Genomic DNA, 20,154 nt, shown 5'->3' on the forward strand with positions numbered 1-20,154 from the left:
CAGGTCAGCCGGCGTCGGGCCCGACCGCGACCGCGCGGGAGTCGTCGTTCGACCACTGGCTCCACGAACCGGGATAGAGCGCCGCATCGATGCCCGCGATCGCGAGGGCCGCGACCTCGTGCGCCGCCGTGACGCCGGATCCGCAGTACGCGGCGACGGGCGCTCCCCCGGTGACGCCGACGGCGGCGAAGTGCTCGCGCAGCGCTTCGGCCGACTTGAACCGGCCGCCGGCGTCGAGGTTCTCGCTGCTCGGCGCCGAACGTGCACCGGGGATGTGCCCTGCGCGCGGGTCGATGGGCTCGACCTCGCCGCGGTAGCGCGGCGCGCCGCGGGCGTCGAGCAGCACTCCGGCATCGGGGAACGCGGCGGCTTCGTCGATGTCGATCACGGGCATCGAGCCGAAGTGCGCGGCGGCGTCACCGGATTCCCGCACGACGTCGCCGGTCTCGAGCGGATGCCCCGCGCCCCGCCATGCCGTGAGCCCGCCGTCGAGCATCCGCGCGTCGGCGACCCCGGCATGCCGCAGCAGCCACCATGCCCGTGCGGAGGACTGGTTGCCGAGGTCGTCCATCACGACGACGGTGTCACCGTCGCAGACGCCCCACCGCTGCATCGCCCGGGTGAAGGCCGCCTCCGTCGGCAGCGGGTGCCGGCCCTGCCCGGCCACGTCGTGATCGGCGAGCTCGTGGTCGAGGTCGACGTAGACGGCGCCCGGAACGTGCCCGGCGCGATACGCCTCGGTTCCGTCGGGTTCGGCGAGCGACCAGCGCACGTCGAGCACGACGGTGCGCTCTCCCGAGGCGAGGCGTGCGGCGAGGTCGTCGGCGGTGATGAGGATCGGCATGACTCCATCCTGCCCCGCCCCCGAGGGCGAAACGCTCGCTGCGCGCACGGTCGAGGTGGTCGGAGCAGACAATCTGCACGCAACATCCGTGTCTCCGTTGCATCACGACCGCTTGCCAACGCCTCGTCGCGCACCGTATCTTCGAGGGAGTTGAAATAGTGACCGAATGTTCGGTCATGAATCCCCCTACTCAAAGACGAGAACCCGTGAGGGCTCAAAGGAGAGTTCACCCATGCACCGTGCGCAACGCCGTCTGCTCGTTCCCGCCGCGGTCGCGGCATCCATCGCCCTCGCCCTCACCGGGTGCGGCGCCTCGAACTTCGGTGGCGACTCCGGCGGTGACGCCGCCGCTGAAGACGGCCCCATCAAGATCGGCGCCGTGCTCGACATCACGGGTGTCGGCGCGAACCTCGGCGTTCCCGAGCAGAACACCCTCAACATGCTCGCCGAGCAGCTGAACGCCGACGGCGGCATCGACGGCCGCGAGGTCGAGCTGATCATCAAGGACAACCAGTCCACCGAAGACGGCGCGGCCAAGGCCACCACCCAGCTCATCGAGAACGACGACGTCGACCTCATCATCGGCTCCTCGCGCACCGGCCCCTCGCTCGCGATGCGCCCCCTCGTCGAGGCCGCGCAGGTGCCGACCATCTCGGTCGCCGCGAACGCCGCGATCGTCGACGGCTCCGAGTGGGTCTTCAAGACCGCGCAGAACGACCTCGTCGTGCTCGAGCGCATCCTCGACGACGCCGAGTCGAAGGGCTACACCAAGATCGCCCTCGTGCGCGACGCCACCGGCTTCGGCGAGGGCATCGCCGACATCATCACCGAGCTCGGTGAAGAGCGCGGCATCACCCTCACCGCGACCGAGTCGTTCGAGCCCAGCGCGACCGACTTCACCGCGCAGATGACGAACATCCGCGCCGCCGACGCCGACGCCGTCATCATCTGGGGCATCACCCCGTCGGCCGGCCTCGCGCAGGCCGCCTACGTGCAGCTCGGCGTGGACAAGCCGATCTACCAGTCGCACGGTGTCGCCAACGACGCGTTCTTCGAGGCCGCCGGCCCCGCAGCCGACGGCGTCATCGCCCCGATGGGCCGCTTGCTCGTCGCCGACGAACTCAGCGACGACGACCCCCAGAAGCCGGTCATCGACGAGTTCATCGCCGACTACACCGAGTCGTTCGGCACCTCCCCCTCGAGCTTCGCGGGGCACGCCTACGACGCGTGGCTCGTCGGCACGAAGGCGCTCGAGGCCGCCGGCACCGAGCCGGAGGCGCTCCGCGACGCGATCGAGTCGACGACCGACCTCGTCGGCATCTCGGGCATCTTCACGATGACCCCCGAGAACCACTCCGGCCTCACCGCGGACGCGCTCATCATGGCGCTCGCCGAGGGCGGCCGCTGGACCCTCTACGAAGAGTAAGCAGCATCCGTTGACCGACTTCCTCCAGCTGACGGTGGCAGGGCTCTCGCAGGGATCTGTGTACGCCCTGCTCGCCGTCGGCCTCATCGCCACCTACACGGTGCGGCACGTCGTGAACATCGCCCAGGGCGACTACGCGACGCTGGCCGGTCTTGGCAGCATCTCGCTCGTCACGGCCGGCCTGCCGCTGCCCGTCGCCATCCTCATCGCGCTCGTCACGGTGACGCTCGCCTCGGTGCTCATCGAGCGGCTCGTCATCTCGCGCGTGAAGAACCTCACGACGCTCGTCTCGATCATCCTGACCCTCGGCGTCTCGACGCTGCTGCAGGCGATCATGCTCCTCATCTGGGGCGCAGAGGCGAAGCGCCTGCCGGCCTTCCCCGGCAGCGACCTCACCCTCGGCGGGGTCAGCATCCGCTCGCAGGAGCTCTGGATGCTGGGCGCCCTCGTCGTCGTCGGCGGCGGCATCCTGCTCTTCTACGAGAAGACCCGCTGGGGCAAGGCGCTGCGGGCCAGCGCCGAGCAGCCGGTCGCCGCGCGCATCGTCGGCATCTCGCCGGCGATCGCCTCGATGCTCGCGTTCGCGATCGCCGGGTTCGCCGGCGCCGCGGCGGGCGTGGTCAGCTCGCCGATCTACCTCTCGATCTGGTCGGGCGGCCTGCTGCTCGGCCTCAAGGGGTTCGTCGCCGCGGTACTGGGCGGGCTCGTCTCGTTCCGTGCGGCGATCGTCGGCGCGCTGCTGCTCGGCATCATCGAGTCGTACGTCGCGGGCTACGTGGCATCGGGCTGGAAGGACGCGGTCGCGTTCTTCATCCTCATCATCGTGCTCATCATCCGCCCGGCTGGCCTCGTGCTGCGCCCGAACGCCGTGAGGGTCTGAGATGTCCTACCTGAACAAGGCCGCCATGCGGTCGAAGACCGGATTCTGGCCGAACAACCGCGGTACGATCCTCGGCATCGCGGCGTTCGCGGTGGTCATCGCGATCGTGCCGTTCACCGCGAGCTCGTCGATGATGAACATCGCCGTCTTCTCGATGATCTTCGCGCTGCCCGCGATCGGACTGTCGCTGCTCATGGGCCTCGCCGGCCAGGTGAGCCTCGGCCAGGCGGCGTTCTTCGCGATCGGCGCGTACACGCATGCGATCCTGCTGCAGAAGTTCGAGATGCCCGGCCCGGTGGCCGCCGTCGGCGGTGTCGTGGCGGCAATGCTCGCCGCGCTCCTCGTGGGTCTGCCGATGCTGCGCCTGCGCGGTCACTACCTCGCACTCGCGACGCTCGGCCTCGGCTTCATCGTCATGATCGCCGTGCGCGAGTGGGAGTTCACGGGCCGCACGACGGGCATCTACGGCTACGGCCGGCCCGAGGTCTTCGGCATCCCGATCGACAACAACGGACTGTTCTTCTGGTTCGTCGCGCCGTTCGTGCTCATCGGCCTCGTGCTCGCGCTGAACCTCACCCGCTCGCGGGCGGGCCGGGCGCTCTCGGCGGTCAACGACTCCGAGCTCGCGGCCGAGTCGCTCGGCGTGAACACCTACGCCCTGCGCGTGAAGGTCTTCACACTCTCGGCGGGCTTCGCGGGCCTCGGCGGCGTCTTCTACGCCTACCAGGTGCAGATCGTCTCGCCGCAGGTCGCCGAGTTCCACGTCTCGGTCGAACTGCTGCTGATGGTCGTCATCGGCGGACTCGGCTCGGTCTGGGGTGCGGTCGCCGGCGCGTTCATCGTCGAGCTCCTCTCCGAGGGGCTGCGCGACCTGATCCCCGCGATCATCCCGGGCGCCACGGGCGAGGTGCAGCTCATCGGCTACGGCCTCGTGCTGATCCTCGTGATCATCCTGCTGCCGGGCGGTCTCTACCAGGTCGTGAAGACGGCGTGGGCGGCGATCACGAGGCGGCGAGCGGATGCCGCGGCCAAGCCCTCCCCCGCCGAAACCGCCGACGGCGGCTCGGGCGACGTGCCCACGCGGGCGTTCGGCGGCCTGCCCGGCGAGCCTCCGGCCGGCGCGAGCCTCGACGAGGCGACGGATGCCGCGGCATCCGCACCTCGCATCCCGACCGTCTCGACGCCGGTCGCGGCCGGCGAACCGATCCTCGTGGTCTCGGGTCTCACGAAGCGCTACGGCGGCGTGGTCGCCGTCGACGGCGTGAACCTCACCGTGCCCGCCGGACAGATCATGGGCCTCATCGGCCCGAACGGCGCGGGCAAGACGACGTGCTTCAACATGATCACGGGCGCGATCGCCCCGACGTCGGGCACGGTGCGATTCCTCGGCGAGGAGATCCAGGGGAGGAAGCCGCACGTCGGCGCGGAGGCCGGGCTCACCCGCACCTTCCAGAACCTGCAGGTGTTCTCGTCGACCGACGTCGTCGGCAACGTCTACATGGGTCGCTACCGCAAGGGCCGGGCCGGCATCCTCCGCGGCATGTTCGGGCTGCAGGGCCGCGAGCAGTACGCCCACGAGGAGATCGCCCGCGACATCCTCGACTCGATGCGCCTCGGCGACGTCGCGGGCCTCGCAGCCGGCGACCTGCCGTTCGGCCGTCAGCGCATGATGGAGGTGTGCCGTGCGCTCGCCGCCGAGCCCGCCCTGCTGCTGCTCGACGAGCCGATGGCGGGCCTCTCGGGCAGCGAGCGGGAGCTGCTCGCCCAGCTGCTGCGGGCGCTGCGCGACGCTGGGCTCACGATCGTGCTCGTCGAGCACGACGTCGCCCAGGTGATGGCGCTCGCCGACTCGGTCGCGGTGCTCGACGACGGTGTGCTCATCGCGCACGGCGATCCCGAGTCGGTGCGCAACGACCCGGCGGTCATCGTCGCCTACCTCGGCACCGATGCCGAAGAGGCCGAGGCCGAGCTGAAGGAACTGGAGGAACACGCATGACCCTCGCAGTCGCAGGCCTCGACGCGGGCTACGGCAAGCTCGCGATCCTGCACGAGGTGAGCCTCTCGGTCGCCCCGGGCGAGATCGTGACCGTCGTCGGCTCGAACGGCGCCGGCAAGACGACCCTGCTGCGGGCCCTCAACGGACTGATCCGTCCGACCGCCGGAACCGTCACGATCGACGGCGTCGACATCACCGGCAAGCCGACGGAGAAGATGGCGGCGCTCGGGCTCACCCACGTGCCCGAGAACCGGCTGTGCTTCCCGACGCTGTCGGTGCGCGACAACCTGACGCTCGGCGCGTGGAGCCGCGGCGGCAAGGGCGATCTGGCCGCCGTGCTCGAGCTCTTCCCGCGGCTGCAGCCGCGACTCGGGCAGGCCGCGGGCACGCTCTCGGGCGGCGAGCAGCAGATGGTCGCGATCGGCCGGGGTCTCATGGCCTCGCCGAAGGCGATCATGCTCGACGAGCCGTCGATCGGGCTCGCGCCGAAGGTCGTCGCCGAGATCATGAAGGTGCTCACCGAGCTGCGCGGGCGCGGCATGGCGGTGCTGCTCGTCGAGCAGAACGTGCGCGCCTCGTTCGGCATCGCCGATCGCGCCGTCGTCATGCAGCGCGGCCGGGTCGTGCTCGAGGGCACGCCGGCCGAGCTCGTCGAACTGCCAGAGGTGCGGGGCGCCTACCTCGGCGGTGCGGCGGCCTAGCGGCTCGCCGAACCGACGCCTCGAAGAACGGCGGATACCTCGCGCGCGCGGGGCATCCGCCGTTCTGCATGTTCAGCCGAGGTGGGTGCATCGCCTGCACCGTGGCAGATCCGCCCTGTTGGTCGTGGCGCATCGGTAGCGACGAACTCGCGGGTCAACTGGACCGTGTACTGCGGCTACGCCGTCGGACTTCCCCGATGCTCCCGATGCGGAGGGGCAGCGCTTCCTGGAAAGGCTCGTGTACCGGCCGTAGGAGAGACTCACCTCGTACCGCTCTGCGTGCCCAGAGGACTCGTTGCTCGATCGATTGGCAGGCGTTCTGGGGCTGATTCAAATGTAACGCTGAGGCGCCGATGAGCGAATACCTCATGTGAGCAACGAACCGAGGTGCGATAGCGAAGTCCAGGTCCCGCCCGACATGGATGTTCGAATGATCGGGCGTGATCGAGCAGTCTTGGAGTGGTTCTACCGTGCTCATCTCGACGCAGTCGAGAATTTCGTGGCACGGCGAGTGCGCGACCCGCACACGGCGGCGGATGTCACCGCCGACGTGTTCCTTGCCGCGATGACCACCGCCTCGCGGTACGACCCAGATCGGGGAAGCGCCAGAGCCTGGCTGTTCGGCATCGCCTACCGGGTCATCGCCGACACCCAGCGTCGGGCCGCCCGCCGCTGGCGAGCCGCCGAACGCGAGACCAATCGACGCACACTGCATGACGACGCGATCACACGCCTGGAAGAGCAGCTCGACGCGGCCTCAGCAGCACGCGAGCTCCGTGATTCGCTGGGTCAGCTCTCACGAACCGATCGTGCGTTGATCGAGCTCACTGCACTCGACGGGCTCAGCATCACCGACGCGGCCTCGGCACTCAACCTCAGCGCCGGAGCGGCCCGCGTGCGCTTGCACCGGGCCAAGCGAAAGCTCCGGCAGACCGTCGAATGCGCGCGCAACACGGTGCCCGCGACGTCTCGCGGAATCTAACGACCCCGAAAGGAACCATGAAATGTCGAAACAACTCGATTCATTCCAGAACGAACTACTCGAAGAGCTGAAGCAGAATGTCGGCCGAGACGCGCAACCACAGACGCGCACTCGCGCGCTGATGGTCGGTGCGGGCGCGTTCGCGGCACTCATCATCGCAGGCGGGGTCATCGCGGCCAACGTGTTCGATCCCGCCCCTGCCTACGCCGTGACACAGGAAGGAAATGGTGACGTGCACATCGTTCTCAACGCGCTCTCCGACTCGGAGGGCCTGAAAGCCGAACTAGCCAAACACGGCATCAGTGCCACCGTGACGTACGACGGCACAGGGGACCCGGCGGCGGTTCCCTCCGAAGGTTTGCTCACTCCGGGCTCAGCGCCGACGTCCGGTGATGCGTCAAGTTCCACTCTGACTGGAAGCGCTGCGATCGGAGGCGAATCAACCGAGGGCTGCAGTGCAGACGCTCTCGAACACCCGCAGGTCACATTCGACAACGGCAGAGTCCTGATCGACATCCCAGCCGCATCGATCCCCGCCGGAGAACAGCTGTCGATCACCACCGCGGGTGGAAGCACCGCCTTCTCGAGCATCACTGCGACCTGGGGCACCGGCCTGTGCGGATTCGGTGCGGCACAGGCCACCACCGTCCCAGCGGGATAGCCAGCATCTCGCGGAGCGACGTGCACCCGATGACGGCCCACCGCCATGGCTGTCATCGGGTCTCGCGCGGCTTGCGCTTCTGCACCTCGGGCACGGTCAGCTCGGGCACCGCCCGCAGCATGAACCGGTCGAAGTCGGGCACGGTGAAGGCGGCGTAGCCGTGCTCGGGCGTGTAGAGCAGGCCCATGTCGATGAGCTCCGCGCGGGTCGGGCCGACCTGGGTCGACTCGCGCCCCATGACCCGCGCGACGTCCGAGGCCTTCTGCGGCGCTGCACCGAGCTCGGCCATCGCGCGCAGATAGGCAGTCTGGAGCGGAGCGGTGCGATCGAGCCGCACCCTGAAGAACGAGCCGTCGAGCTTCGCCTCGTAGGCTTCTCTCGCGATCTCGACGTCGTCGCGGTGCACCCGATCGTCGGACGCGACACCCCACACCTGGTAGCCGAGCTCCTGGATGAAGTAGGGGTAGCCCTGGGTGATCTCGACAGCGAGATCGACGGCGTCCTCGTCGAAGACGACTCCCTCGACGAGCGCGGGCTCGATGAGCGCCTTGCGGGCGTCGTCGCCCGAGAGCGACCCGATTCGCGGAAACTTGAACAGGCGCTCGGCGTACGACTTCGCGTCGCCCGCGAGCTCGGCGATCTGCGGCAGGCCCGCGCCGACGAAGGTGATCGGGAGCTTGCGCTGCACCGTCTTGTGCACGGCCTGGATCAGCGCTTCGAGTTGCGAGCGCCCGAGGAACTGCACCTCGTCGATGAGCAGCGCGACGCCGCGCCCCTGTTCGGCGGCCGCTTCACCGAGTGCGACGAAGACATCGGTCAGGTCCATCGACAGGTCGCCGTGATCACCCAGCCCCTCAGCAGGCGGAACGTCCCAGGACACGCTGAACGTGCCCTGCTGATCGACGGACACCGCGAACGCGCTCAGCACCTCAGCGGCACGCCTGCTCCGCTCGGTCCACCGGGCGCGGGGAGAGAGCCGGAGGAGGGCGGCCTTCAGTTGCGAGAACATCGACTGCCGGAACCGTGCGTCGTCGTGCTTCGCCGCCTCGATCTCGACGACCTCCCACTTCGCCGCGCTCGCGATGTCCATGAACTGGCCGAGCAGCACCGTCTTGCCGACGCCCCGGAGCCCGGTGATGATCATGGACTGTTCGGTTCGCCCACGTTCGAGCCGCCGCAGCAACATCCGGAAGGAATCGAGCTGATCGTCCCTGCCGACGACGATCTCAGGGGCAGCACCGGCATTCGGCGTGTACGGGTTGCTGATGCTGTCCATGCACGAGATCTTATGGCCTTTACCAAGCTTTATCGAGGTTCGATAAAATCAACTAAAGACACTTGACGTACAGATAGACTGGCGGAACGGTGCGAGCGCAAGGAGGGTGAATGATCTTCAGCCTCGCCCTGTTCGGTGCGCTCGCCCTCGTCACGCCGCTCCTCACGAAGTGGCTCGGGCGCCGCGTGTTCGCCGTCATCGCGTTGCTGCCGGCCGCCGTCTTCGTGCTGCTGCTCACCTGGCTCCCGGGTGTGCTCGCCGGCACCCCCGTCGTCGAGATCGTGCCGTGGATCCCGACCCTCGACATCGCGCTGAGCTTCCGGCTCGACGCCCTCGCACTCCTCCTCGCCCTCATCGTCACGGGCGTCGGCGCCCTCGTGCTGCTCTATTGCGTGCACTACTTCGCCGACGACGAGCCCGCGCTCGGCCGGTTCGCCGCACTCCTCCTCGCCTTCGCGGGCGTCATGTTCGGCCTCGTCACGGCCGACGACGTGTTCATCCTGTTCACGTTCTGGGAAGCCACGAGCGTGCTCTCCTACCTCCTGATCGGCCACTACACGGGCCGGAAAGAGAGCCGTGGCGCCGCGCTGCAGGCCCTGACCGTCACGACGTTCGGCGGGCTCGCGATGCTCGTCGGCCTCGTGATCCTCGCGGTCAACGGCGGCACGACCTCGCTCTCCGAGCTCATCGCGAACCCCGTCACCGGTGCGGCGGGCGAGTGGGCGATCGCGCTCGTGCTGCTCGGCGCGATCTCGAAGAGCGCGCTCGTGCCGTTCCACTTCTGGCTTCCGGCCGCGATGGCCGCGCCGACCCCCGTCAGCGCCTACCTGCACGCCGCCGCCATGGTGAAGGCGGGCGTCTACCTGGTCGCCCGCTTGGCCCCCGGCTACGCGGATCTCGAGGTGTGGCATCCGATCGTCATCGGCCTCGGTGCGCTCACGATGCTCGTCGGCGGCTGGCGTGCGCTCCGCCAGTACGACCTCAAGCTACTGCTCGCCTACGGCACCGTGAGCCAACTCGGCTTCCTCGTCATGGTCACGGGCTTCGGCACCCGCGACGCCGCACTCGCGGGCGTCGCACTGCTGCTCGCGCACGCCCTCTTCAAGGCGGCGCTCTTCCTCGTCGTCGGCATCGTCGACCATGCGGCGGGCACCCGCGACTGGCGCAAGCTCTCGGGCGTCGGCCGGCGCATGCCCGTGATCGCGACGATCGGCATCGTCGCGGCCGCTTCGATGGCCGGCGTGCCGCCGCTGCTCGGCTTCGTCGCGAAGGAGGCCGTGTTCACGGCGTTCCTCGACGCGGTCGCCGCAGGCGACGCCTGGGCGTGGGTCGCCCTCACCGCCGCGTTCGCCGGCTCGGTGCTGACGGTCGCCTACTCGGTGCGCTTCGTCTGGGGCGCCTTCTTCTCCAAGCAGGATGTCGCGGACTGCCCGCTGCACGCCCAGAGCCCCGCGATCGCGGTGGCGCCCGGCCTGCTCGCCGCCGGCAGCATCGTCGCGGCGTTCACGATCGCGTTCATCGAGCCGCTGCTCGCGGCGTACGCCGACGAGCTGCCCGGCAGCCAGGCCTACCACCTGGCCCTCTGGCACGGCCTCGTGCCGGCCCTCGCCATCTCGGCGGTCGTGTTCGCCCTCGGTGCGCTGCTCGTCTGGGGCCGCCAGCGGGTCGCCCGACTGCAGGCCGCCGTGGCGCCGGTGCTCGACTCGGCCCGCGGCTACCTCGGCATCGTCTCGGTCGTCGACCGGCTCGCGGCGACGGTCACCACGACGATCCAGTCGCGCGGCCTGCCCGGCTACCTCGCGATCATCGTCGCGGTCTTCATCGGCGGCCTCGGCACGGTGTCGGTCCTGAACACCTCGTGGCCGAGCGACATCCGGCTCTGGGACTATCCTGCCCAGCCGTTCCTCGCGTTCGTCATGGCGGTCGCGGCGATCGCCGCAGCCACGGTGCGCCAGCGCATGACGGCGGTGCTGCTCGTGAGCGTCACCGGCTACGGGCTCGTGCTGCTCTTCGGCATGTCGGGCGCCCCCGACCTCGCCCTCACGCAGGCGCTCGTCGAGACCATCGTGCTCGTCGTCTTCGTGCTCGTGCTGCGTCGCCTGCCGAAGCAGATCGCCCAGCGCAACCCGCCGGTGCACAAGGTCGCGCGTGGCATCATCGGCGCCCTCGCCGGCATCGTCATGGGCGTGCTCGGCCTCGTCGCCCTCGGCGCCCGCATCGAGCCGACCATCGCAGGGGGCCTGCCCGCCTTCGCCATCGAGGCCCACGGCAAGAACATCGTGAACGTCATGCTCGTCGACATCCGCGCGTGGGACACGCTCGGCGAGATATCGGTGCTCGTCGCGGTCGCGACGGGCGTCGCAAGCCTCATCTTCGTCTCGGGCCGCACGGGCGGCGCCCCGCGCCTCGACCACGTCGAAGGGCTCGTGAACCGTCGCGACCGGCTGCGGCCGGTGCCCGAGCCCGCGTGGTCGATCCGCGCGCCCCGCACGAGCCTCGCCGACACCGCCGGCGAGACGGATGCCGCGGGCGAGGCCGCCGAGACCAGGCAGACGTGGCTCCTGGCCGGCCGCACGATCTCGCCGCGCAACCGCTCGATCCTCATCGAGGTGCTCGTGCGGCTGCTGTTTCACCCCGCGATCATCGTGTCGGTGTTCCTCCTCTTCGTCGGGCACAACGCCCCGGGCGGCGGCTTCGCCGGCGGGCTCCTCGCAGGCCTCGCCCTCGTCGCCCGCTACCTCGCCGGCGGCCGGTACGAGCTCGGCGAGGCGGCGCCGGTCGACGCCGGGCGCCTCCTCGGCACGGGCCTGCTGCTCGCCGCCGGCACCGCCGCGGGCTCGCTGCTCTTCGGCGGCCCGGTCTTCGAATCCGCGTGGTTCGAGACCGAGGTTCCGCTGCTCGGCACGATCTCGATCGGCACCTCGACGCTCTTCGACATCGGCGTGTACCTCGTGGTCGTCGGCCTCGTGCTCGACATCCTGCGCTCCCTCGGCGGCGAGGTCGACCGTCAGGAGGAGCGCCAGACGGCCGACGACGGCGACGGCGAATTCACGACCGGTGACGGCGAGGGCTTCGCCGAGCACGACGAGGGCGTCGAGTACGCCGACGGCGCCGAGTACAGCGACGGCGCCCGTCTGCCCAACCCCGAGGAGGCCCGCCGATGACCGCCTCACTGACCCTCGTCGTGCTCATGGCCGTGCTCTTCGGCGCGGGCGTCTCGATCATGCTCGAGCGCAGCCTCACCCGCGTGCTCATCGGCTTCCTACTCGTCGGCAACGCCGTGAACATCCTCATCTACCTCATGAGCGGAGCACCGGGTCTCGCGCCGATCCTCGGCGAGGGCGTCGACCCAGAGGCCATCTCCGACCCGCTCCCCCAGGCCTTCGTGCTCACCGCCATCGTCATCAACCTCGGCATCACGGCGTTCATGCTCGCCCTGATCTACCGGTCCTGGTGGCTCGCGCAGCTCGGTGCGAAGGGCGACCTCGTCGACGACGAGGCGGAGATCGCCGAAGACGCCGAGGAGGCGGCCGACCTCATCCGCAGTTCGGCGGCCGACGACCAGGCCATTCAAGACCTCATCGATGCGAGCGATGAGGAGCCCGACGAAGACCTCGAGCTCGAGGCATCCGCTCGCGACGATCTCGAGACGCGTCCTCCTGCGTCGGGCGCTCCTCGACCAACGGACCCGGGGGCGACGCCGTGACCGCCGTGCTCGTGCCCCTCGTGGTGCTGCTGCCCCTGCTCGGGGCGGCCACCGCGCTGATCCTCGGCCGCCACCGCCGCGCCCAGATGGCGGTGAGCCTCGGCGTGCTCTCCGCGGTGACCGTGATCGCCGCGGTGCTGCTCGTCTCGGTCGATTCGAGCGGCCCGGCCGTCGTCTACATCGGCGGGTGGGATGCCCCGTGGGGCATCACCCTCGTCGTCGACCGGCTGTCGGCGATCATGCTCGTCATCTCGGCGATCATGCTGCTCGTCGTGCTCGTCTACTCCGTCGGGCAGGGTATCGCCGACCAGCATCGCGAGACGCCGGTGTCGATCTTCCACCCGAGCTACCTGATCCTGTCGGCGGGCGTCTTCAACGCGTTCATCGCAGGCGACCTGTTCAACCTCTACGTCGGCTTCGAGATCCTGCTGTCGGCGAGCTTCGTGCTGCTCACCCTCGGCGGCACGGGCGAGCGCATCCGGGCGGGCGTCACGTACATCATCGTGAGCCTCGTCTCCTCGCTGTTCTTCCTGAGCGCGATCGCGCTCATCTACGGGGCGACCGGCACGGTGAACATCGCGCAGCTCTCGGTGCGCCTCGCCGAGCTGCCCGGTGACGTGCAGCTCATGCTGCACCTGCTGCTGCTCATCGCCTTCGGTATCAAGGCGGCCGTCTTCCCGCTCTCGTTCTGGCTGCCCGACTCCTATCCGACGGCGCCCGCGCCGGTCACCGCGGTGTTCGCGGGCTTGCTCACGAAGGTCGGCGTCTACGCGATCATCCGCACCGAGACGGTGATCTTCACCGAGAGTGACGTGACGGTGCTGCTCATGGTGATCGGCGGGCTCACGATGCTCATCGGCATCCTCGGCGCGCTCACCCAGGCCGACATCAAGCGATTGCTCTCGTTCACGCTCGTGAGCCACATCGGCTACATGATCTTCGGCATCGCGCTCAGCTCGCAGCTCGGCTATACGGCGACCATCTACTACGTCGTGCACCACATCACGGTGCAGACGACCCTGTTCCTCACCACCGGTCTCATCGAGCGGTTCGGCGGCGCGACCTCCATCAACCGGCTCGCGGGCCTGCTGAAGGCCTCGCCGCTGCTCGGCGTGCTGTTCTTCATCCCCGCGCTGAACCTCGGCGGCATCCCGCCGTTCTCCGGCTTCCTCGGCAAGACGGGGCTCTTCCTCGCCGGCGGCGAGCAAGCGGCGGCCGACCCGGCCACGGCGTGGCTGACTTGGATCGTGATCGCCGCCGGCGCCATCACCTCGCTCATCACCCTCTACGCGCTCACCCGGTTCTGGAACATGGCGTTCTGGCGCGGCCGACGCGAGCTCGAGGGCTACGAGTCGGTGCTGCTCGGCTCGGTGCTCGAGGCGCCCGAGGGCGCCACGGTCACCGCGACCCGCACCACGCCGGTGCTCATGGTCGTCGCGACGAGTGCACTCGTCATGGTCACGATCTGCCTCACCGTGTTCGCCGGCCCGCTCTTCGAGCTGACCGGGCGGGCCGCCGCCGATCTGCTCGACGCCGGCAACTACGTGTCCGTCGTCTTCCCGGGAGGCATCCGATGACGCATGCTGCAACGGATGTCTCGCGCTGGCGCTCGGTCTGGCGGCAGCTGCCGCTCCTCGTGGCCCTCGTCTTCCTGTGGGTGTTCCTCTGGGATCAGGTCACCGTGCTCACGGTGGTGACCGGCATCCTGCTGGCGATCGGCGTGACCCGGGTGCTCTACCTGCCGCCCGTGCTGCTCAGCGGCCGCTTCAACCCGTGGCGGGGCCTGCTGCTCGGCCTGCGCATGATGTTCGACGTCACCGTCGCCTCGCTGCAGGTCGCGGTGCTCGCGATCGACCCGCGGTGGAAGCCGATGAACTCGATCATCGCCGTGCAGCTGCTCACCCGCTCCGACCTCGTCACGACGCTGACCGCCGAGGCGATCTCGGTCGTGCCCGGCACCGTCGTCGTCGACATCGACCGCGAACGGGGCCTGCTCTACCTGCACGCGCTCGGCACCCGCACCCGAGCCGACATCGATCGGGTGCGTCGCGACGTGCTCGGCACCGAGGAGCGCATCGTGCTCGCCATCGGCACCCACGCGCAGGCCGTCTCGGTGCGCGAGGCCCGGCGTGAGCGCCGAGCGCTCCGCTCGCAGACGAAGGGAGCCGGCTCATGACCTTCATCCAGATCGTCAGCCTGCTGGCAGGCATCATGTTCGGCATCGGGGCGCTCGCCGCCGTCTACCGCATCATCCGCGGCCCGTCGATCCTCGACCGGGCCCTCGCGACCGACGTGCTGCTGGCCATCGCGATCTGCGCGCTCGGCGCCGAGATGGCGATCAACAAGCACACCGACACCCTCGTGGTCATGCTCGTGCTCGCGATGTTCGCGGTCGTCGGCTCGATCTCGATCGCGCGGTTCATGGCGAAGCAGGATGCCTCGTGAGCGCCGCCGAGATTCGCTCCGTGTCTCCGACTGCTCCCGTCGGGAGTTCGCGATGAGCGCCGCCGAGATTCGCTCCGTGTCTCCGACTGCTCCCGTCGGGAGTTCGCGATGAGCGCCGCCGAGATCGCCGTCGGACTGCTCATCCTGGTGAGCGCGTTCCTGTCGATGGCCGCGGGCATCGGCATCGTGCGGTTCCCCGACGTGCTGACCCGGCTGCACGCCGCGACGAAGCCCCAGGTGCTGGGCCTTGCGACCGTGCTCGTCGCGATCGTCGTGCAGGTGCCGACGTGGGGCGTGCTCACGACCGTCGTGCTCGTGATGACGTTCCAGCTGCTCACCCAGCCGATGACCGCGCACATGCTCGGCCGCTCCGCCTACCGCAGCGACCACGTGCGCCGCGACCTGCTGATCGAGGACGACCTCGATCGCGACATCACCGAGCACGACCAGACCGGGCGCTGAGCTCCGAAGCTTCCGGCGCTACCCGACCCCGGCGGATGCCAGGCCCTGGCCGATGAGCACCCAGAGCACGATGCCGCCCATGGCGAGCAATGGAATGCCGAACGCGAGCCGCCGTTCACGCAGACGCTTGATCGCGTAGACGAAGCCGAGAACACCGATGGCGATGGCGCCGGCCGTCGAGAGCAGCGCGCCGGCCGCGACCAACCCGGGCGTGCAGGACGAAGCGCATGAACCGGCCATCAGCATGATCGCTCCGAACAGCATGCCCACCAGCGTGGCGAGTCCCAAGGGGATCAGCAGCACGATCGTGGCGATGAGGTCGCCGACGTTCAGGCGCACTCCGACTGGAAGGGTGCGTCGGGTGGTGATCACGACAGAGTAGCGGCCACCCTCGATCGGCTCGCGGGGCGGCGAATCGGCCGTACGCATCTCCGAAGCCTCACTCTGCGACTGGGATGACTCGTCGTCTCGATGACTGTTCGATTGTTCTCCGCTCATTCGATGCCCTCTGGCGCTTGGCTGCAGCGCGCAAACACCATGATCTCGACGTACGGGACGTCGTCCACATCCTCATCGAATGAGACCCCGACGAGCGGGGCCTCTTCGTCGCCACCTCGTCGAGATCCGAATCGGTCATCGCGATTGTCGAGGAGTTCGTCTTCAACGAACCCCGCAGCTGCGGCATCCCGACGCAGGCCTTCGACGGCGGCCTCCGCATCCCCCGGTTCCTTGAGGTAGACCAACCAGCGACCCGTGTACTTCGTGCCACCAGCGCATGAGACGAACCCCGCCGGAATCGGGTCCTCGATGTGATCGACGGCGTCTTCGGGCAAGAGGTCGACGATTTCCTGCATCTCGCCGCGCGCTTCATCCCGTGCGGTATCGAACGGAGGCAGCTGCGCGCATCCAGCGAACACAAGGAGCACGGGCACAACAATGGCGGCCACGGCTGCACGATGACGTCGCATCATTCGACGCCGTTGAGTAGATCGGCCACGCCGTAGAGCACTGGGTCGTTGCCAGTCGACGAGATGATCTGGTTGTGATGCGCGACCGAATCGCTCACCGTCCAAATGGCGCCCACGAGCCCGCCAGTCAGAGTCTTCCAGACTTGGTTCTCGGCGTCGATCCCGCTCTCGCGTACCTCGAGTGCCCCACCGGAACTCGGCGCGGCGCCGTAGCCGAGCCCATCGAGCACCGGAACGGGGATATGGATGTCATAGAAGAGCTTGTTGATGTCGTCCTCGGCCGCGTACACGTAGTACTCCGTTCCGTCGATCGCCTTCCACCCTTCCTTCATCCCGATGGGGGCCAAGAGCACCCGAGTCTCGAACTCGACCTTCCCCTCCGTCTCCGCCTCGCCTGCGGCAGAAGAACCGAAACTGTGCTCGACACTGACGACGGGGAGCGCACCGATGCCCGTCGCATCGAGCCCATGATGGAACGCGGCGTAGTTCGCTCCGATTCGATCGGCAGCGGCGTTGAGCTGGGGGCCGTTCCACGCCAATTCGTCGAGTTGCGGGAACGTGCCGTCTTTGAAGACGAAAGCGAGCACATCGCCGCCGCCGTTCGCCGCCTGCCATGCCGCGAATTCCTGCTGCGAGCCTCTGCGGTACGGATCATTCGGATTCAGCACCCCGTCGTACATCATCTCGAGGCTCGCGTTCGTGCCCGGCATGAACGACATCACGTTCTTCGCCTTCGTCGGGTCGCCGATCATCTCGATGATGCGGTCGTTCTCAGGCTGGTACAGGTAGAGCTGGATGTCGCCGTCAACGACCTGCTCGAGGTACTCGATCTGCTTCTCGAGAAGCGTCCGCTCCTCGCTCCGCCCACCCTCGGGCACTCGTCCTCGCAGCTCCCGACGTTCCTCGATCGCGCCGAGACGGTCCTTCGCCTCGGCGAGGATCACCTCGGCGTTGCGCCGGTTCGCCGCGACCCGAACCAGGATCGGCAGGCCGTTCAACGCGCCGAGCAACGCTGGCGCACCCGCGAAGAGCGCCGTGCGCTGTCCGTCGTCGAGTGAGCCCCACCATTCGGCGACACCCTCGGGGTCGCCGGATTCGGCCAACGTGAGCAAATCGGGATGCGCGTCGAACAGGATCTCGAGCTCGGTCGCCGACAGCGTCGAGAGCCGTTCGAGCAGGCGATCGGCCGAGACGACGTCGCCCGAACCGCGGCCGAACTCCGAGAGCCCGCCGAGCACCTCGGCCGACTGGAGGCCCGCGACCGCACGTGCATCGATGTCTTCGCGGTCTGCCACGAGCCGACTCCAGCTCGCCTCGAGCTCAGTGCGCCGGGACTCGACCTTGTCGATGCGCCCCTCCACGTCGTCACGGTTGCGCTCCCAGCGGGCGTGGAGCTCGGGATCCTTCATCACCAGGGATTCGTTGGCCGACGCCTGCTCGAGGTCGACCATCAGACCTTCGAGGTCTTCCTGCGCGCCTGCAAGGTCGCTCTCAAGCGCCGCCTGTCGGGTGCGCAGCGCTTCGAGATCGTCGGCGTACTGGTCGAGCACGTCCGACTGCTCACGCAGACCCACGGCGAGCAACGTCAACTCTGGGACGATGAGCGCAGCCCGAGCCTGGAACGCCGTCTTCGCGGCGCCGGTCCAGTCATCGTCGGCGACGTCATCGGCCGATCTGACGCTCCTCCGCGATTCGCGCACGTCGGCCGCGGCGTCGGAACGCACACCGGCATCCTCGCGGATGCGTTCCAGCGATCCCGCTCCGGGATCGTCCCACGACCATGCCATCAGACGCCCGCCGCGATCGCCGCGTCGAGATCGCTGAAGTCGTCGAGCGCGGCGGTCGGATGCTTCGCCAGAGCGTCGACCTCACGCTCCACGATCGCCCGCCGCGCCTCGAGCAGGGCGACGGTCTCGACGAGCGCCGCCTCCACGAGGGGCGACCCTAATGCGGTGCCGTCACACTGTGCGACCTCGCGACGGGATTCGAGCAGCCGCGCTGCACTGCGCAGATCAGAGGCAAGCGCCGACAGTGCGGAACGCTCGATGACCAGATCCACGGCAACTCCCCTCAGCGCTGTACAGGTGATCGACAGCATAACCCGCCGCACGAGCCCCGAGATTCGCCCTGTGGACTACCCGACGCCGACGGACGTCAGCCCGTACCCGATGAGCCAGAGGCTCGACAACGCAACCGGCACGGGTCGCCATCCGATGAGTTGCGCATCCTCTTCAGCGCAGTTCGCGTAGGGTATCGTCCATGTGCCGCGCAGCCGTGTTCAACGGAGCCTCGACTCCGGGCAGCTGACGCGCGGGCGCCTGAGAACGAATGGAACGATCACAATGAATTCCGTTTCTCGTGTGTTGGCGGCCACCCTCGTCGCGTCGCTGGCGTTGGTCGCGTCCGGCTGCGCTGCCATCTCTCCCCCGCCGACGATGGCTGACACCCGCACTCGAGCACATGAACTCGTAGACGGGCTCATCGCGCAGATCCCCGAGGATCAGATCCTCAGCGTCACCGTCACCGCCGACCGGCCGTTCCACATGATCGACGGCTTCAACCCTGATGCGACGCCGGAACGAGCTCGTTGGATGTACTACGTCGATGTGGCGCTGCGACAGGACGGCCAGTACGACGACGAACTCACGTTCCGAGAGACGGCGTTCAAGCCGTATGTCGAGGGGCTCATCGGGGCCGGCCAAGGCTGGAAGGCCGAACCCGACAGCGAGTACGTTGCCTCCTACCTTCTGCCCCGGTACGGTCCGGATTGGGTGTTCTCGTCCAGCGGTCTGAGCAGTGGAGAGTATCCGATCGACGGAGAGACCTTCGTGTCCATCCAGGTGTTCGCAGAACCTGCAGTCTGGGACCAGTCGCTGTGGGACGATTCGATCAAGATCTCGCAGACATGGCCCAGCAACGGCATGCCCGAAGGCGCAACTCAGATCGAGAACCCTCACAGCACACCCCAACCGGAGCCCCAGGGCTGAGACGCCGACCGATCCGCCCGCTCAGACCTCAGCCGCGACCGGTGAACTCGGGCTTCCGCTTCTCCTGGAACGCGGCGAAGCCCTCGCGGTAGTCGGCGGTGTCGCAGAGCGCGGCCTGCGCGCGGTTCTCCTCGGCCATGGACGCCCAGAGCCCGAGACGGTCGTCGCGGAGTGCGGCGACGAGGCGCTTCGAGGCGACGAACGCCTGGGTGGCGCCGGATGCCGCGGCGCGGGCCGCAGCGCGGGTGGCATCCGTCACCTCGTCGGCCGAGAAGACCTGCGAGAACAGGCCGGCCGCGACCGCCTCGGCGCCCGACATGAGCCGGCCGGTGACGATGAGGTCCATGGTGCGGTGCGCGCCGAGGCGCTCGACGAAGAGGGCGTGGCCACCCGAGTCGAGTGTCGCCCCGAGGTTCGCGAAGGGCGAGCCGATCTTCGCGGTGTCGGCGACGTAGACGATGTCGGAGGCGATGAGCAGGCCGAGGCCGACGCCGAGGCACGCGCCGTGCGCGACCGCGAACGTCGGCACGGCGATGCCGGCCATGCGCTGCAGCAACGGCTCGACGAGTCCGCCGAGGTAGCCGAGCACGTCGTCCTCGCGCGGGTCGACACCCGAGATGTCGCGCCCCGCGCAGAAGGCGCGGCCCTCGCCGCGCAGCACGAGCGCACGGATGTCGCCGGTCTGCGCCATCCGCTCGGCCTCGATGTAAGCGGCGGCCAGCTCGCCGATCGCCGGTTCGTCGAGGGCGTTGAGCTTCTCGGGTGCGTTCAGCACGACCTCGGCGACGCCGTCGGCCACGTTCAGTTCGATCATGATGAT

The 20,154-nt window shown here is 68.7% G+C and carries 20 protein-coding genes; 13 read left to right on the forward strand and 7 right to left on the reverse strand.

All coding sequences use genetic code 11. The features are described 5' to 3' along the window. Positions 1 to 4: 4 nt before the first annotated feature. On the reverse strand, positions 5 to 844 hold the full coding sequence (locus ASE14_RS09255; RefSeq protein ID WP_056653856.1) for a sulfurtransferase: 840 nt from the start codon (positions 842 to 844) through the stop codon (positions 5 to 7). Positions 845 to 1,076: 232 nt separating this feature from the next. On the opposite strand from ASE14_RS09255, the gene ASE14_RS09260 reads away from it, so the two are divergent. The 6 genes from ASE14_RS09260 (at position 1,077) to ASE14_RS09285 (ending at position 7,490) form a co-directional block, all read left to right on the forward strand. After that, the gene (locus ASE14_RS09260; protein ID WP_056653858.1) at positions 1,077 to 2,270 is read left to right on the forward strand and encodes an ABC transporter substrate-binding protein; all 1,194 of its coding nucleotides are present in this window, start codon (positions 1,077 to 1,079) and stop codon (positions 2,268 to 2,270) included. A gap of 10 nt (positions 2,271 to 2,280) precedes the next feature. Continuing rightward, positions 2,281 to 3,150: a branched-chain amino acid ABC transporter permease gene (locus ASE14_RS09265; protein ID WP_056653861.1), complete on the forward strand. Its 870-nt coding sequence runs from the start codon at positions 2,281 to 2,283 to the stop codon at positions 3,148 to 3,150. A gap of 1 nt (position 3,151) precedes the next feature. After that, positions 3,152 to 5,146 (forward strand): ATP-binding cassette domain-containing protein, encoded by a 1,995-nt coding sequence (locus ASE14_RS09270; protein WP_056653864.1) that lies wholly within the window; start codon positions 3,152 to 3,154, stop codon positions 5,144 to 5,146. After that, on the forward strand, positions 5,143 to 5,847 hold the full coding sequence (locus ASE14_RS09275) for an ABC transporter ATP-binding protein (protein ID WP_056653867.1): 705 nt from the start codon (positions 5,143 to 5,145) through the stop codon (positions 5,845 to 5,847). The genes ASE14_RS09270 and ASE14_RS09275 overlap by 4 nt, the downstream gene beginning before the upstream one ends. A 430-nt stretch (positions 5,848 to 6,277) precedes the next feature. Beyond that, a complete protein-coding gene (locus ASE14_RS09280) occupies positions 6,278 to 6,829 on the forward strand; it encodes an RNA polymerase sigma factor (protein WP_200953301.1) in 552 nt (183 codons plus the stop codon). Between the two features lie 22 nt (positions 6,830 to 6,851). Next, complete coding sequence (locus ASE14_RS09285; protein ID WP_056653872.1) at positions 6,852 to 7,490, forward strand: hypothetical protein; 639 nt, start codon at positions 6,852 to 6,854, stop codon at positions 7,488 to 7,490. A gap of 52 nt (positions 7,491 to 7,542) precedes the next feature. Here the strand turns inward: ASE14_RS09285 and ASE14_RS09290 are convergent, their stop codons facing one another. Then, the gene (locus ASE14_RS09290) at positions 7,543 to 8,766 is read right to left on the reverse strand and encodes an ATP-binding protein (RefSeq protein ID WP_056653874.1); all 1,224 of its coding nucleotides are present in this window, start codon (positions 8,764 to 8,766) and stop codon (positions 7,543 to 7,545) included. Positions 8,767 to 8,876: 110 nt separating this feature from the next. Between ASE14_RS09290 and ASE14_RS09295 the strand changes: the two genes are divergently transcribed. The 6 genes from ASE14_RS09295 (at position 8,877) to mnhG (ending at position 15,379) form a co-directional block, all read left to right on the forward strand. Then, positions 8,877 to 11,930, forward strand: coding sequence for a Na+/H+ antiporter subunit A (locus ASE14_RS09295; protein ID WP_082600403.1), 3,054 nt, complete (start codon positions 8,877 to 8,879; stop codon positions 11,928 to 11,930). Then, on the forward strand, positions 11,927 to 12,472 hold the full coding sequence (locus tag ASE14_RS09300) for an NADH-quinone oxidoreductase subunit K (protein WP_056653877.1): 546 nt from the start codon (positions 11,927 to 11,929) through the stop codon (positions 12,470 to 12,472). Before ASE14_RS09295 ends, ASE14_RS09300 begins: the two co-directional genes overlap by 4 nt. Then, positions 12,469 to 14,049 carry a Na+/H+ antiporter subunit D gene (locus ASE14_RS09305; protein WP_056653880.1) on the forward strand — a complete coding sequence of 527 codons (1,581 nt, stop codon included), beginning with the start codon at positions 12,469 to 12,471 and terminating at the stop codon, positions 14,047 to 14,049. The genes ASE14_RS09300 and ASE14_RS09305 overlap by 4 nt, the downstream gene beginning before the upstream one ends. Next, positions 14,046 to 14,648, forward strand: coding sequence for a Na+/H+ antiporter subunit E (locus ASE14_RS21190; RefSeq protein WP_074259784.1), 603 nt, complete (start codon positions 14,046 to 14,048; stop codon positions 14,646 to 14,648). The genes ASE14_RS09305 and ASE14_RS21190 overlap by 4 nt, the downstream gene beginning before the upstream one ends. After that, positions 14,645 to 14,917: a monovalent cation/H+ antiporter complex subunit F gene (locus ASE14_RS21195; protein WP_056653883.1), complete on the forward strand. Its 273-nt coding sequence runs from the start codon at positions 14,645 to 14,647 to the stop codon at positions 14,915 to 14,917. The genes ASE14_RS21190 and ASE14_RS21195 overlap by 4 nt, the downstream gene beginning before the upstream one ends. 108 nt (positions 14,918 to 15,025) lie before the next feature. After that, on the forward strand, positions 15,026 to 15,379 hold the full coding sequence (mnhG, locus tag ASE14_RS09320; protein WP_056653886.1) for a monovalent cation/H(+) antiporter subunit G: 354 nt from the start codon (positions 15,026 to 15,028) through the stop codon (positions 15,377 to 15,379). An 18-nt stretch (positions 15,380 to 15,397) separates the two neighbouring features. On the opposite strand, the gene ASE14_RS09325 is transcribed toward mnhG, so the two are convergent. From ASE14_RS09325 to ASE14_RS20495, 4 genes are all read right to left on the reverse strand, one after another. After that, positions 15,398 to 15,808 (reverse strand): hypothetical protein, encoded by a 411-nt coding sequence (locus tag ASE14_RS09325; protein ID WP_056653889.1) that lies wholly within the window; start codon positions 15,806 to 15,808, stop codon positions 15,398 to 15,400. Positions 15,809 to 15,873: 65 nt separating this feature from the next. Next, on the reverse strand, positions 15,874 to 16,326 hold the full coding sequence (locus tag ASE14_RS09330; RefSeq protein ID WP_157372905.1) for a hypothetical protein: 453 nt from the start codon (positions 16,324 to 16,326) through the stop codon (positions 15,874 to 15,876). 20 nt (positions 16,327 to 16,346) lie between these two features. Continuing rightward, a complete protein-coding gene (locus ASE14_RS09335) occupies positions 16,347 to 18,071 on the reverse strand; it encodes a WXG100 family type VII secretion target (RefSeq protein WP_157372906.1) in 1,725 nt (574 codons plus the stop codon). Positions 18,072 to 18,133: 62 nt separating this feature from the next. Then, complete coding sequence (locus ASE14_RS20495; RefSeq protein ID WP_157372907.1) at positions 18,134 to 18,445, reverse strand: hypothetical protein; 312 nt, start codon at positions 18,443 to 18,445, stop codon at positions 18,134 to 18,136. Between the two features lie 244 nt (positions 18,446 to 18,689). On the opposite strand from ASE14_RS20495, the gene ASE14_RS09340 reads away from it, so the two are divergent. Further along, entirely contained in the window at positions 18,690 to 19,334 is a 645-nt protein-coding gene (locus ASE14_RS09340; protein WP_157372908.1) for a hypothetical protein, read from the forward strand. Between the two features lie 28 nt (positions 19,335 to 19,362). On the opposite strand, the gene ASE14_RS09345 is transcribed toward ASE14_RS09340, so the two are convergent. Continuing rightward, entirely contained in the window at positions 19,363 to 20,148 is a 786-nt protein-coding gene (locus ASE14_RS09345; RefSeq protein WP_056653900.1) for an enoyl-CoA hydratase/isomerase family protein, read from the reverse strand. Positions 20,149 to 20,154 lie beyond the last annotated feature (6 nt).

Origin of the sequence: Agromyces sp. Root81, from assembly GCF_001429165.1 — a bacterium.
In the GTDB taxonomy this organism is placed as follows: domain Bacteria; phylum Actinomycetota; class Actinomycetes; order Actinomycetales; family Microbacteriaceae; genus Agromyces.